Annotated in this window: 10 protein-coding genes; 5 read left to right on the top strand and 5 right to left on the bottom strand. The window is 71.5% G+C overall.

Annotation, left to right across the window (positions count from 1 at the left end):
- Nucleotides 1–129: 129 nt before the first annotated feature.
- Nucleotides 130–1,134: an EamA family transporter gene (locus tag VF825_RS04865; protein ID WP_331110720.1), complete on the bottom strand. Its 1,005-nt coding sequence runs from the start codon at nucleotides 1,132–1,134 to the stop codon at nucleotides 130–132.
- A gap of 72 nt (nucleotides 1,135–1,206) precedes the next feature.
- On the opposite strand from VF825_RS04865, the gene VF825_RS04860 reads away from it, so the two are divergent.
- Both VF825_RS04860 and VF825_RS04855 read left to right on the top strand, forming a co-directional pair.
- Nucleotides 1,207–2,133 (top strand): LysR family transcriptional regulator, encoded by a 927-nt coding sequence (locus VF825_RS04860; protein ID WP_331110718.1) that lies wholly within the window; start codon nucleotides 1,207–1,209, stop codon nucleotides 2,131–2,133.
- Between the two features lie 109 nt (nucleotides 2,134–2,242).
- Nucleotides 2,243–2,590: a helix-turn-helix domain-containing protein gene (locus VF825_RS04855; protein ID WP_331110716.1), complete on the top strand. Its 348-nt coding sequence runs from the start codon at nucleotides 2,243–2,245 to the stop codon at nucleotides 2,588–2,590.
- A gap of 30 nt (nucleotides 2,591–2,620) precedes the next feature.
- Here VF825_RS04855 and VF825_RS04850 read toward each other — a convergent pair whose 3' ends face one another.
- Complete coding sequence (locus VF825_RS04850) at nucleotides 2,621–3,736, bottom strand: hypothetical protein (RefSeq protein WP_331110714.1); 1,116 nt, start codon at nucleotides 3,734–3,736, stop codon at nucleotides 2,621–2,623.
- A 106-nt stretch (nucleotides 3,737–3,842) separates the two neighbouring features.
- Entirely contained in the window at nucleotides 3,843–4,769 is a 927-nt protein-coding gene (locus VF825_RS04845) for a TerC family protein (RefSeq protein ID WP_331110712.1), read from the bottom strand.
- A gap of 201 nt (nucleotides 4,770–4,970) precedes the next feature.
- Between VF825_RS04845 and VF825_RS04840 the strand changes: the two genes are divergently transcribed.
- A complete protein-coding gene (locus tag VF825_RS04840; protein ID WP_331110710.1) occupies nucleotides 4,971–5,444 on the top strand; it encodes a YchJ family protein in 474 nt (157 codons plus the stop codon).
- Nucleotides 5,445–5,572: 128 nt separating this feature from the next.
- On the opposite strand, the gene VF825_RS04835 is transcribed toward VF825_RS04840, so the two are convergent.
- Nucleotides 5,573–7,015 (bottom strand): HNH endonuclease signature motif containing protein, encoded by a 1,443-nt coding sequence (locus VF825_RS04835; protein WP_331110708.1) that lies wholly within the window; start codon nucleotides 7,013–7,015, stop codon nucleotides 5,573–5,575.
- A 323-nt stretch (nucleotides 7,016–7,338) separates the two neighbouring features.
- Here VF825_RS04835 and aspS point away from each other — a divergent pair, with 323 nt between their 5' ends.
- Nucleotides 7,339–9,129: an aspartate--tRNA ligase gene (gene aspS / locus VF825_RS04830; RefSeq protein ID WP_331110706.1), complete on the top strand. Its 1,791-nt coding sequence runs from the start codon at nucleotides 7,339–7,341 to the stop codon at nucleotides 9,127–9,129.
- Nucleotides 9,130–9,391: 262 nt separating this feature from the next.
- Nucleotides 9,392–12,067 carry a lamin tail domain-containing protein gene (locus VF825_RS04825; protein WP_331110704.1) on the top strand — a complete coding sequence of 892 codons (2,676 nt, stop codon included), beginning with the start codon at nucleotides 9,392–9,394 and terminating at the stop codon, nucleotides 12,065–12,067.
- A 52-nt stretch (nucleotides 12,068–12,119) separates the two neighbouring features.
- On the opposite strand, the gene VF825_RS04820 is transcribed toward VF825_RS04825, so the two are convergent.
- A complete protein-coding gene (locus VF825_RS04820) occupies nucleotides 12,120–13,433 on the bottom strand; it encodes an MFS transporter (RefSeq protein WP_331110702.1) in 1,314 nt (437 codons plus the stop codon).
- Nucleotides 13,434–13,490 lie beyond the last annotated feature (57 nt).

The raw sequence follows: 13,490 nt of genomic DNA, 5'->3' as shown, positions 1-13,490 counted from the left end.
CGTGCGCTGGGTCGACCTCAACGAGGCGGTGGCCGCAGTCCTCACCGGTCGGCTGCACAATCCGGCCGCGATCATCGGCATCCTCACCGCCTACGCGGCACGGGAGCTCGACTGGGGCACGTTGCGGCCCTACGACGCCCCCTGGCCCGAGCACCCGGCATACCGCTGATCCACGGCTTCTCCCAGAGCTGAGCTCGCACCCACCGCCGCCCCGGTCACCGGGGCGGCGGTCTGCGTTGCGGCCCGGTGCAGGCTGCTCTGGCGGTGGCGGGAGAGCAGGGCCGCGGCGGCGACCCCGGCGAGGAGCATGAGCCCGCCGGACAGCTCGGGTGCCGTGGGCACCTCGCCGAGCGCCACCCAGGCGGCGGCGATGCCGGCCACCGGGACGAGCATCGTGAACGGGACGACGGCCGTGGCGGGGTGGCGCGCGAGCAGCGAGTTCCACAGGCCGTAGCCGAGCAGCGACGCCAGGTATGCCGTGAACGCGGCGCAGCCGAGCGCGCCCAGATCCGGGTGGGTCACCGCGGCAGAGACCGCGGCCGGGCCCTCGACCAGGAGCGACAGGGCCAGCAGGGGCAGGGGCACGACCAGCCCGGACCACACCACCATGGACAGCCCCGACGTCGGGCGGGCGTGACGGGCGATGACGTTGCCGATGGCCCAGGAGGTGGCCGCGGCGACGACGAGCAGCAGGGGCAGCAGCGGGGCGTGCGGACCCCGGCCGACCGCGACGACGGCCAGCCCGGCGGCACCCACCAGGACCCCGATCAGCTGGCCGCGGGTGGGACGCTCGCGCAGGGCCACGCTGGAGAACAGCACGGTGAGCAGGACCTGGCTCTGCAGCACCAGCGGCGTGAGTCCGGCAGGCATGCCGAGGTGCATGGCGACATAGACGAGGGCGAACTGGCCCAGGCTCATGAACAAGCCGATCGTCACGACGAGGCGCCAGGGGACGGCCGGGCGGGGGACCAGGAACACTGCGGGGAAGCAGACCAGCACGAAGCGCAGGGCGACGAACAGCAGCGGGGGCACGCTGGCCAGGCCGCGGTCGATGGCGATGAAGTTGACTCCCCACACGACGGCGACGAGGGTCGCGAGAGCGGCGTCGCGGGCGGGAAGCGTGGCGGGGGGCATGGCACCACGGTGCCGCGTTGCACCATGAAGCACCAGCAAACGTTTATTGCCCTAACGATGTAGCGTCGCTACATGATCGATGCGGTGGCGCTGCGGTCCCTCGCGGCGGTGGACCGGCTGGGATCCGTTGCAGCGGCGGCGGACTCGCTCGGCTACACCGCCAGCGCCGTCTCCCAGCAGGTCAAGCGGCTCGAGGCTCGGGCCGGGGTCGCGTTGCTGGAGAAGTACGGCCGCGGGGTGATGCTCACCGAGGCCGGCCGCCTGCTCGCGGCCTCGGCCCACGACCTGCTCGCCCAGATGGAGCGGCTGGAGTCCCAGCTGCAGTCGACCACGGGTCAGCCGGTCGGGCGGGTGCGGCTGGCGAGCTTCGCCACCGCGGCCCGGGGCGTGGTGGCGCCGGCGTTGGCCACGCTGCGGGAGTCCTCGCCCGGGCTCGACGTCACGCTCAGCGAGGCCGAGCCCTGGGATGCGGTCAGCCTGGTCGCGACCGGGCAGGTCGACCTGGCCGTGGTGCACAACTGGGAGCCGCTGCCGCTGGCGATCCCGGACCACCTGACCTGCCGCCATCTCGGGTCGGACTACGCCGACGTGCTGGTGCACCGGGAGCACCCGCTGGCCGGGCGGGAGCGGGTCTCGGCCGCCGAGCTGGCCGGGGAGCGCTGGGTGAGCGTGGCACCCGGATCGATCTGCCACCAGTGGCTGACCAAGATGTTCCACGACATCGGCCGCGCCCCGCGGATCGAGCACTTCGCGGCGGAGTTCGCCTCCCACATCGCCCTCGTGGCGCAGGGGCTGGCGGTCGCGCTGGTGCCGAGGCTCGGGCGCGGTGCCCTGCCGGCCGAGGTGGTCGCGGTTCCCGTCCACGACCCGGTGCCCACGCGGACGGTGACGGCCGTGTGGCGGCGCACGATGGGGGAGAGCCCGGCCCTGGCGGCGGTCGTGGACGCGCTGGCCGCGGCTCCCTCGTCGCTGGTGCCGGCGTCCGGGGGCCGGCGGTGAGGGCGCGTTCCGTGCGGGCGTGACGCCTCGTCCAATTGCGTGCACAGCTGCCAGCGGCGAGGACCACACCACCAAGAACGGCGAATCTAGGTTCTGTAGTCTGGTCGGCATGGCGAACGGCTGGACGTTCGTGTCGAACCACGGACACGTCCTTGTCGCCCTTGCGACCGATCCTGACGCGCTCCTGCGTGAAGTGGCGGCCCGCGTGGGGATCACCGAACGCGCGGTCCAGCTGATCGTCGCCGACCTCGAGTCCTCTGGCTACCTCACGAGGGAACGAGTGGGGCGTCGCAACCGGTATGCCGTGCGTGAGGACCTGCCCTTCCGGCATCCACTCGAGGCCGGGGTTCCCGTAGGAGCCTTCCTCGAGCTGGTCCGCGGGTCCGTCTGGCCGCCCCTGCCCGTCACGGGGCCGGACGCCACGGCGCATCCGGCCCCGGGGCGGACGCCCCCCTGACGATCCGGTCTCCTGGCCTGGCGGCTTGGGTCAGGGGTGGGCGGAGGCGGTGACGAGAGCGACCCGGTGGTGATCCGTCAGGGCACCGTCGTCCACGAGGGCCACCTGCCCGCCCCGGCGAATGACTTCCTCGACCAGGTCGTCGACCAGGTCGTGGATGTGGGTTGGGTCGGCGGGCTCATAGTCCTGCGGGTCCATCGGGTGTCCGCCGACGCGGCCCGGCACGCTGTAGGACTGCTCCACCACGAGCATGACGGCCTGCCCACGGCGAGCGCACTGCCACGCAGCCTCGATGCCACTGGCCAGAAGGTGGGTGTCCCCAGCTTCCGCGCGACGCACCAACGCCAGGGCGTCGGTCTGTCGTGCGAGGAGGTAGCGCTCCAGGGCCACCGCGGACCGGCGCAGCAGCTCGTCTTGGGTCTGGGCGTATGCGGTGTCGATCATGCCCGCGAGGCGGTAGCAGTGGCTCGACCTCCTGGTGAAGAGGTCGATCAGCCGGGGCGTCCCCGCGATGACCAAGGGGGACGGGAACGTGGCCCGCTGCCGGGCGAGCTCGGCCTCGACGTCGCCCAGGAACGCGTCCATGGTCAGGCGGGACAGCTCCTCAGGGTCCGTGGGGTCCACCGCGGTGGACGCTTGGTCGCCCACGTGCACGGTCGAACGCAGCACCAGGGTGTGCTGCTGCGCCTCGTAGACATGGGCGCAGCTGGGATACAGCGTGAGGAGCAGGTGCGGCGGGGTCCGGTGCAGCGCCGCGACCAGTTCCCGGGTGGCAAACGTGGACTCCACCACCACGCGCCGCGTGCTGGTCTGGGGCAGCCGGAACGACCGCTGGACGGCTCTGGAGGCGTACAGGGCAAGGGCATGGCCAGTCCGCCCGGTGGTCGCGGACGCCGCGAGCCCGCGCAGGGCGGAGATGACCGGCCCCACGTTGGTCAGGCCGGTAGCCCTGAGTATCTGCTCGGCCTGCTGGACAAGGACGTTGAGCTCCTCCTGGTCCGAGGGGGTCATTCGTGCAGCCGGCTTGGTGGGCAACGTGACGGTGACGCAGGGGAAGCCGATGCTGATGGTCAGCTGGGCGACGTCGGACCAGCGCAGGGCGCGCGGTTGCGGCGACGCCGGGGCGTGCTTGGTGGCAGTGGTCATCGGGAGTGGTCCCTTCAGTCGCGGGCTGGGAAGGAGGGGTGCGGTGGTGCAGATGGTGCAGGCTGCGTTTGGGCGTGTGCGTTCACGAGGGTCGGAGCGCGGGAAGTCATGACGTCGGCCTCGCCGGTTCCCGGGTGGCGCGAAGGCTGGCGACGACGGCCACGCCCACACAGGCCGCAATGACGGCCAGGGAGAGAGCGACCGGCACCTTCCACAGGTCGATGACCAGCATCTTGACGCCGACGAATACCAGGACCGCGGCGAGTCCGGTCTTCAGGTACACGAACCGGTGCATGAGCTCGGCCAGCAGGAAGTACAGGGCGCGCAGCCCGAGGATCGCGAATGCGTTGCTGGTGAAGACGAGGAAGGGTGACTGGGTGACGGCGAAGATCGCCGGGATCGAGTCGACAGCGAAGATGATGTCGGTGACCTCGACGAACACCAGGACGGTGAACAGCGGGGTGGCCAGCAGTCGCCCACCGCGGCGCACCCAGAACCGCCTCCCGTCGTACTCGCTGGTGCTCGGCACGACCCGCCGCACCAGCCGCAGGACCGGGTTGCCGCTCGGGTCGAACTCGGCATGACGGTGTCGATACATGCGCCACCCCGTGAAGACGAGGAAGGCGCCGAAGACGTAGAGCAACCAGTGGAAGCGATCAAGCAGTGCCGCACCGCCGGCGATGAAGCCGGCGCGCATCACCAGGGCGCCGACGACCCCGTAGAAGAGGACACGGTGCTGCAGCTCGCGGGGGACCGCGAAGTAGCCGAAGATCAGCGCGAAGATGAAGACGTTGTCGACCGCCAGGCTCTTCTCGATGAGGTAGCCGGCGAGGTACTCGCTACCTGCCTGCGCACCCAGGGTGGCCCAGACGACGCCGCCGAAGAGCAGGCCCAGTCCTACCCAGACCGCGGACCAGGTTGCCGCCTCGCGTGCGGAGATGACGTGGTCCTTGCGATGTGCCAGGAGGTCGATGACCAGCATGGCGACGATGACCGTCAGGACCACGAGCCACGCCCAAGGGGGGACGACCATGACAGACTCCAGTGAATCGAGGATTCACGGAGGTCTTTCCCGGTCGACGCGACCACATGTGGTCGGGACCAGCGGCGCCGGGGCCGGCATTGACCGACCCGTCCTGACGACGACGCTCAGGGGGATACTCCCCATCCGTTCTCATCACTATCAACGAATTGGATTTCGCATGTCAAGGGTGCGGGCGCAGGGAGGTCGGTCATGAGTGGCGTCGTCGGTTCTGGCGCCCTCGGGTTTGGCTCCTCTGCCGATGGCGGGTTCGTCGGTGCCGGGGAGGGACGTGGCGGGGCGTCCGGTCGCCCCTGCCCCTGCGGGAGTGGCGCGACGTATGCCGTGTGCTGCCAGCCGCTGCATGACGGGGAGCGCATGGCGCTCACTGCCGAGGAACTGATGCGCTCGCGGTACGCCGCATTCGCCGTGGGCGCGGGCGACTACCTCGCGCGGACCTGGCACCCGGCCCACCGGCCGGGTGACCTGGCGCTGGACCCGGACCTGACGTGGACGGGGCTCGAGGTCCTGGATACCCGTGCTGGGGGTCCTGACGACGACCAGGGCGAGGTGGAGTTCCGGGCGTCGTGGCGGCACGGCCGCGAGCGGGGCGTGCTCCATGAGCGCAGCCGGTTCGTGCGCCGCGGTGGTCGGTGGGTCTACGTCGACGGCGACGTCGCGGACTGACCGCCCGACGGTTGACCCGCCGGGGCGACTGGCTCCCCTAGGCGACCGACCCCGCCCGGTCCACGGGCTCGGACGGCTGAGCTGTCGACGGCTCACCAGAGCCTCACCGCGGTCGGCACAGGTCAGAGTCAGGCCGGGATGGGTGCGGACTCGGTGAAGGTGACCCACTTGCTGTGCAGGATCTCGCCAGTGGGCCCGTCGTAGGGCCGGGCGGTCGACACCCCGGCGTGCCCGGTCACGACGTCGCGTTCGTCGGCACGCACTGGGCTGCCCATCTCTCCCTGGCTGCCCGGCTCTGGTGGGCTGCCCGGATCGGGCGGGCTCCCGGGATGCGGTGAGTGGCTCGAACCTGGCGGGTCCGCGAAGGCTGGTGTGCCCGGATCCGGTGAGAGGCCGGGAGGCGGTGGCCGGTAGGCGGGCGCCGGGCGGATCGGATGGCCCCACCGGTCGGTGAAGGTCAGCCCGTCAGTCCGGTCGGCGTCGCCTCGGATGTCGAAGTCGCCCGCGTGGTGGCGGTCGTGGTGGTGCGGGCAGAGGCTGACCAGGTTAGTGGTGTCGGTCGGGCCGCCGTCGGCCCAGTGGATGACGTGGTGGACCTCGAAAACGGTGGTCGCGGCGCACCCGGGGAATCGGCACCCGCGGTCGCGATCTTCGACCAGGCGCCGGGTGCGGTCGGGGACGATGCGCAGGGCGCGGCCGACGTTGACCGGGTGCCCCTCGGTCTCCCAAAGCGGGCGCAGGGCGCCGTCGCAGGTGAGCTTGTCGACCAGATGCAGCGGGAGCGCGGGCCGGCCGTTGAGCCAGCCGCCGTTGGTGTCGAGGTGGACCAGCACCCGGAACGCATCGCGCCGTCCGGGCGAGGGAGGGTTGGCACGGGAGCGCTCGCAGACCTCGGCCAGGGCCGTGGCCCAGGTGACCTCAGGGTGCCCGGCGTGGAACAGCGCGTCGTGGGCCTCCGTCAGGGCGGCCTCCACCAGGGCGCCGAGGTCGGGAGGGGCCGAGAGCCGCAGCGTGAACCGGCCGTCGGCGTCGTAACCCATCGCGAGGTGGGCCGGCTCCTCGACGCGGCGTTCCGGCGTGGGGGCGACCGCCGGGCCCGGGGTCTCGGCGTCGCCGGTGCCGTCGCCGTCGCCTTCCCTGGCGGCAGCGCCGTCAACTGAGTGGTCAGTCGCGGGGGCGGCGTCGGCGAAGGCGTAACGGGACAGCGTGCGCCGCAGCTGGGGCACCGTGGCGTTGACCGCCAGCTCGGTCACCGAGGCCTCCATCGCAGCCGGGGCGTGCCGGGCCACCGTCGCCACCTGGTCGAGCGAGAGCTGTCCGCGGGTGAACGTGTCCATCACCGTCGGCAGCTCGCCCTCGCGCCGGGCCAGGCTGACGACTTCGCGCGCCCGGGACGGGGACAGTCCAGCGCGCAGGACCAGCCAGTGCTCGGGGGACCGCACGCAGTCACCGGCCCAGCGCTCGCTGGTGAGCGCGCCGGCGACCAGAGTCACCAGCCGGGCATGCAGCTGGTTCAACCCGCCACACACCTGCGCGAGCTCGATGTCGAGCGCAGTCTCCAGACCGTCCATGCAAACCCCCTGTTCATATAGTACAGGTGTTCGAATCGGTGGACAAGGCCTCTCGTTTCCCGGGAGTGGCGTCAAGGTTCGCGACCCCGAGGGCGGCCGTGTGAAGCGGACGCCCTCGCAGGCCCATGCGGGCCGTGCGGGCCGCCCCAGTCGCTGCGGCTGGTCAGGCCGCGCAGTCCGAGGTGGTCACCGGCCCCGGGCGCGGGCAGGCGCCGAAGCGCCTGCTCGGCGTGGTCAAGGGCGGATAACCGGTTCGGGGTGGCGGCCCCGAAGTCCGTAGGATGGGCGGACATCCCGCACACCCTCCAGCTAAGGACATCACCGTGCTTCGCAGTCACGAGGCCGGCACCCTGCGTGCCGACCACGCCGGTCAGACCGTCACGCTCACGGGCTGGGTCGCCCGTCGGCGCGATCACGGCGGCGTGGCGTTCCTCGATCTGCGCGACGCGTCCGGCGTCTCGCAGGTGGTCGTGCGGGACGAGGTCCTGGCCGAGGCGGAGGCCCACCACCTGCGCAACGAGTTCGTCGTCAAGGTGACCGGTGAGGTCCGCCCCCGTCCCGAGGGCAACGCCAACCCCGACCTGCCCACCGGCGAGATCGAGGTCGTCGCCTCCACCGTCGAGGTGCTCAGCGAGTCGGCGCCCCTGCCGTTCCAGATCGACGAGCGCGTCACCGTGGGCGAGGAGGCGCGGCTCAAGCACCGCTACCTCGACCTGCGCCGCCCCGGCCCGGGTGCCGCCCTGCGCCTGCGCAGCAAGGTCAACCAGGCCGCCCGCGCGGTGCTGGCCGAGCGCGACTTCGTCGAGATCGAGACCCCGACGCTGACCCGGTCCACCCCCGAGGGTGCCCGTGACTTCCTCGTGCCTGCCCGCCTGCAGCCGGGCAGCTGGTACGCCCTGCCGCAGAGCCCCCAGCTGTTCAAGCAGCTGCTCATGGTCGCCGGGATGGAGCGCTACTACCAGATCGCGCGCTGCTACCGCGACGAGGACTTCCGCGCCGACCGCCAGCCGGAGTTCACCCAGCTCGACATCGAGATGAGCTTCGTCGAGCAGGACGACGTGATCGAGCTCGGCGAGGCGATCCTGAAGTCCCTGTGGGCGCTCGTCGGCCACGAGGTCCAGGGTCCGCTGCCGCGCCTGACCTACCACGAGGCGATGGCGCGCTTCGGCTCCGACAAGCCCGACATGCGCTTCGGCAACGAGCTCGTGGAGTGCACGGAGTTCTTCAAGGACACCACCTTCCGCGTGTTCCAGGCCCCCTACGTCGGTGCCGTGGTCATGCCCGGCGGCGCGTCGCAGCCGCGCAAGCAGCTCGACGCCTGGCAGGAGTGGGCCAAGCAGCGCGGGGCCAAGGGCCTGGCCTACGTCCTCGTCGGTGACGACGGCGAGCTCGGCGGCCCGGTCGCCAAGAACCTCACCGACGCCGAGCGCGCCGGCCTGGCCGACTTCGTCGGTGCGGACAAGGGCGACTGCATCTTCTTCGCCGCGGGCGCCCCGAAGCACTCCCGCGCCCTGCTCGGCGCCGCCCGCCTTGAGATCGGCCGTCGCTGCGGCCTGATCGACGAGTCGGCGTGGTCCTTCCTGTGGGTCGTCGACGCCCCGCTGTTCGAGCCGGCCGAGGACGCCACCGCCAGCGGCGACGTCGCCGTCGGCTCGGGCGCCTGGACCGCGGTGCACCACGCGTTCACCTCGCCCAAGGCCGAGTTCATGGACACCTTCGACACCGACCCCGGCCCGGCGCTGGCCTACGCCTACGACATCGTCTGCAACGGCCACGAGATCGGCGGCGGCTCGATCCGTATCCACCGTCGTGACATCCAGGAGCGCGTCTTCAAGGTCATGGGCCTGTCGCAGGCGGAGGCGCAGGAGAAGTTCGGCTTCCTGCTCGACGCCTTCGCCTTCGGCGCACCGCCGCACGGCGGCATCGCGTTCGGCTGGGACCGCATCGTCGCCCTGCTCGCCGGCGCCGACTCGATCCGCGAGGTCATCGCCTTCCCCAAGTCCGGTGGCGGCGTCGACCCGCTGACCGACGCGCCCGCGCCGATCACCGATGCGCAGCGCAAGGAGGCCGGCGTCGACTCCACGCCCGAGCCGCGCGAGCAGCCCGAGGCCTGACCCCAGCATCAGCAGCGGCCCTCGCCCCTCACCGGGGCGGGGGCCGCTGTCGTGTATGCCGGGTGGCCGGCCCGGCGTCGCACCGGCCGGGGTGAACGGCAGAGGGTGCCGGGCCAAGTTCTTCCCATTTGTCGGCAAAGGCTCACACAAGGCACACAGCGGACGCCTAGGTTGTGCTCGCTCGCGACCACATCCGGGCGTGAGCCACCTTCTGCGACACCACAGGAGCACCATGCCTTTCCTGCGCACAGTGACGGGGGCGGTGGCGGCCACAGGCACCCTCCTCGTCGCCGGCCTGAGCCTGGCGCCGGCCGCCCACGCGGTCGACCCCGGCGCAAGCGTCATCATCAACGAGGTCTACGGCGGCGGCGGCAACTCCGGCGCGCCCTACACCAACGACTTCATCGAGCTCGTCAACACCGGCTCCGCGCCGGTGGACCTCTCCGGCTGGTCGGTGCAGTACTCCTCGGCCGGCGGCACCACGTGGTCGGGCAAGACGGCCCTGACCGGCACGATCGCCGCGGGGGCGCGATACCTCGTCGGCGAGGCCGGCGGCACCACCGGCGCCGCGCTGCCCACCCCTGACGTCACCGGGACGATCGCCATGTCCTCCACCGCGGGGAAGTTGGCGCTGGTCAACAGCACCACCACCCTCTCCTGTGGCGCGACCTGCTCCACCGCCGCGGGCGTGGTGGACTTCGTCGGCTTCGGCGGGGCCAACGACGCCGCCGGCGGCACCCCCACTCCGGCCACGAGCAACTCCACCTCGGCCCAGCGCAAGAACAACCCGGTCGTCAACACCGGCAACAACGGCGCCGACTTCACCGTTGCCGCGCCGACGCCCAAGGCCTCCAACGGCTCGGCACCGACCGGGCCGGACTGCACCGCCGTCCCGACGCCCCAGGAGTGCGTCCCGGGCACGACGACGATCCAGGACGTCCAGGGCGACGGGTTCATCTCCCCGCTCAAGGGCCAGAGCGTCAACAAGGTCGCCGGCGTGGTGACCGCGGTGCGCACCGGCAGGAGCGCCGGCTACTGGATCCAGGAGGCCCAGCCGGACGTCACCCGCCCGTCGGCGTCCTCCGGTGTCTTCGTCTTCAGCTCCAAGGGCGGCGTCTCGGTCGGTGACGCGGTCCTCGTGAGCGGTTCGGTCACCGACTACTACCCGCTCTCCTCCGGGGAGACCGTCTCGACCACCTCGAGCCTGTCCACCACCGAGATCACCCCGACCACCGTGACCGTGGTGAGCAAGGGCAACGCCCTGCCGGAGCCGCTGCAGCTGACCCCGTCGACGGTGCCCGATACCTACGCCCCGCAGGTCGCCGGCGGCGACGTCGAGGCGATCAGCCCGGTCGACCCGGCCCACTCCGCCCTGGAGTTCTGGGAGGCCCACGAGGGCATGCGGGTGGAGGTGGACGACGCCCGCGTCGTCGGCCCCGGCAAGCAGCAGTACGGCGAGATCTACGTGACCACCAAGCCGGCGCAGAACGCGACGTACCGCGGTGGCACCTACGTGGACAGCTACAACCTGCCCTCTGGTCGGCTCCTGGTGACCCCGGTCAACGGCGTCGTCCCCGCCGCCAACGTCGGCGACGTGCTCACGGGCGCCACCACCGGCCCGGTGGACTGGTCCACCTTCGGCGGCTACGCGATCGCCGCGACGGCCACCGGCGCATGGCAGGACAACCACCTGACCGGCAACCTGGCCACCCCGCAGGCCGCCGACCAGCTCGCGGTGGCGACCTACAACGTGGAGAACCTCGCACCCGGGGACTCCGACGCGAAGTACCAGCGCCTCGGCGCCGGCGTGGTCACCAACCTCGCCTCGCCGGACGTGGTGAGCCTGGAGGAGATCCAGGACAACAGCGGTGCCACGGACGACGGCACGGTCGCCGCCGACCAGACCCTCACCAAGCTCACCGCGGCGATCAGCGCGGCCGGCGGACCGGCATACCAGTGGGCCGAGATCGACCCGGTCAACGACCAGGACGGTGGCCAGCCGGGCGGCAACATCCGCGTGGCCTTCCTCTACAACCCCAACCGGGTCACCTTCGTGCAGCGGCCCGGCGGTGACTCGACCACGGCGGTGGGCGTCCAGGAGGACAGCGACGGCACCGCGGCGCTGACCGTCTCGCCGGGCCGGGTCGACCCGTCGAACCAGGCGTGGGAGGACAGCCGCAAGCCGCTGGCGGGCGAGTTCGTCTTCCAGGGCAGGAAGGTCATCGTCGTCGCCAACCACTTCAACTCCAAGGGCGGCGACCAGAACGCCGACGGCCGCTACCAGCCGCCGACGCGCAGCTCCGAGCAGCAGCGCACCGCGCAGGCCACGGCGGTCAACGCGTTCGTCAAGCAGGTGCTGGCCGTCGACCCCAGGGCCAACGTCGTCCTGGCCGGTGACTTCAACGACTACCAGTTCTCCCCGGCGGCGAGGACGCTCACCGACGACGGCGCGACGCTGACCGACCTCATCAACACGCTGCCGGCCAACGAGCGCTACACCTACAACTACAACGGCGTCTCGCAGGTGCTCGACCACATCTTCACCTCGACGGTGCTGTCAGCGCCGGGCGCGGTGGAGTACGACGTCATCCACGTCAACTCCGAGTTCGCCGACCAGGCCTCCGACCACGACCCGCAGGTGGTGCGGCTCCGTCCGGTGGCCCACGTCGACCCGGTCAGCAGCGGCACGCTCCAGCTCTCGCCGCCGCGGGTCCAGCCGGGCAAGCAGGTCCTCATGCACCTGCGCGGCTTCGACCCGCTCACGCTGCAGCGGATCCGGCTCGACGGCATCCGCGCGCTCGGCACCGTGACCACCGACGCCGGCGGCAACGCCCTGGTGAAGGTGACCATCCCGGCCGACACGACGCTCGGCGACCACACCCTCTCGGTGAAGGCGCCGGACCACACCGTGGCCACGGCCGCGCTCGACGTGCACTGAGACGAGCGGCTGTGACGAGCCCCCGCACCCGGTTCCGGGTGCGGGGGCTCGTTCAGATGACGGGGGAGGGCGTCGTCGCGGAGGCGCCGGCATTCGCGACGGGCTCCGGCACGGGCCAGGAGTCGGGTGTGGGGAGCTCCCGGGTCTCCTTGCTGGCCAGGAGCACTGCCGCGCTGAGGGCGATCAGGACGCTGGTCACCAGGATCGCGGACTGACCGCCGAGGGTGGCGAGCAGCACGCCGCCCACGACGGGGCCCAGGGGGTTGACCACCGACACGCAGAACGTCAAGGCGGCACTGACACGTCCCTGAAGGGCATCTGGGGTCACGGCCACGAGGTAGGAACCGATGGCGGCATTGCCCGCCGGGTTGCAGAACAGTGCCACGGCGAGCAGGAAGCCGACGACGACCACGTTGTTGGTGAAGGCCATGGGCAGGCATCCGAGCCCGACGAGCAGCGCTGTGCCGATGGCGAGCCGGCCCGTGGGAACGGTCCTGATGAGCCGGGGGGCGGCGAGGGACCCCAGCAGGCCCGAGGTCGCACCGATGGCGTCCACCAGGCCGATGGTGGCCGGGTGCACCCCCGAGCCCAGCAGCTTCAAGGTCAGGACGAGGAACAGTGCCGACACGCCGAAGTTCGCCATCGCTCCCCAGGCGATCGTGGCGCGGAAGAAGCCGCGTGACATGAGGAACCGCAGACCTTCGGCGATGTCGTGTCGCAACGTCGTCCTGGGTGTGTCCATCGACCGTGGTGGGGCGTTCAGCGGGGTTCGGAGGCAGCAGATCGCGACAGCCGAGATCGCATAGCTCACGGCATCGACCAGGAAGGGCACCGCCCGGCTCAGGGAGTACAGCAGGCCGGCCAGGGGTGGGCCGACCAGGCTCGCGACATGCCCGCGGGCCTGGTTCTGGCTGAACGCGGTGGGCAGCTGTCGGGCGGGCACGACCGTCCGGATCGCCGCCGCCTCGGCCGGTCCGAAGAAGCTGCCCGCCAGTCCGGAGAGGAAGGCGGCGACGAGCAGGTGCCCGAGGGTGAGGTGGCCGAGCAGCAGGGCTACGGCGAGGCTGGCGAAGACGGCTGCACCTCCACCGTTGCAGGCCACCATGACCAGCCTGCGGTTCCAGCGGTCGACCAGGGCGCCCGCTTGCAGCCGGAAGATGATCGCGCCCACCGTGTACGACGTCAGAGCCAGCGCGGCTCGGGTGGTCGATCCGGTCACGGCGTACCCCACGATGGGGAAGACGAACGAGCTCATGGCGCTGCCCAACGTGGAGACCGTCTGACCAGCCCACAGCACCGTGAAGTCGTGGTTGCGCCACAGCGACCGCGATGCGTCCTCCGACGCCGCGTTGCCGAACCCCTGCATGGACCGACCCCCACCATGTCCCCACATGCCCCGGCGGCGGACCCGCCGCCCGCACTA

The organism is Oryzihumus sp., assembly GCF_036391795.1.
Taxonomy (GTDB): Bacteria; Actinomycetota; Actinomycetes; order Actinomycetales; family Dermatophilaceae; genus Oryzihumus.
This window is presented reverse-complemented; position numbering and strand designations above follow the sequence as displayed.

What these genes read in the sequence shown, in the direction of transcription:
- VF825_RS04850 (WP_331110714.1), bottom strand. Translation starts at nt 3,736, where the DNA reads ATGACCACTGCCACCAAGCACGCCCCGGCGTCGCCGCAACCGCGCGCC.
- VF825_RS04835 (WP_331110708.1), bottom strand. Translation starts at nt 7,015, where the DNA reads ATGGACGGTCTGGAGACTGCGCTCGACATCGAGCTCGCGCAGGTGTGT.
- VF825_RS04865 (WP_331110720.1), bottom strand. Translation starts at nt 1,134, where the DNA reads ATGCCCCCCGCCACGCTTCCCGCCCGCGACGCCGCTCTCGCGACCCTC.
- VF825_RS04855 (WP_331110716.1), top strand. Translation starts at nt 2,243, where the DNA reads ATGGCGAACGGCTGGACGTTCGTGTCGAACCACGGACACGTCCTTGTC.
- VF825_RS04840 (WP_331110710.1), top strand. Translation starts at nt 4,971, where the DNA reads ATGAGTGGCGTCGTCGGTTCTGGCGCCCTCGGGTTTGGCTCCTCTGCC.
- VF825_RS04845 (WP_331110712.1), bottom strand. Translation starts at nt 4,769, where the DNA reads ATGGTCGTCCCCCCTTGGGCGTGGCTCGTGGTCCTGACGGTCATCGTC.
- VF825_RS04820 (WP_331110702.1), bottom strand. Translation starts at nt 13,433, where the DNA reads ATGCAGGGGTTCGGCAACGCGGCGTCGGAGGACGCATCGCGGTCGCTG.
- VF825_RS04860 (WP_331110718.1), top strand. Translation starts at nt 1,207, where the DNA reads ATGATCGATGCGGTGGCGCTGCGGTCCCTCGCGGCGGTGGACCGGCTG.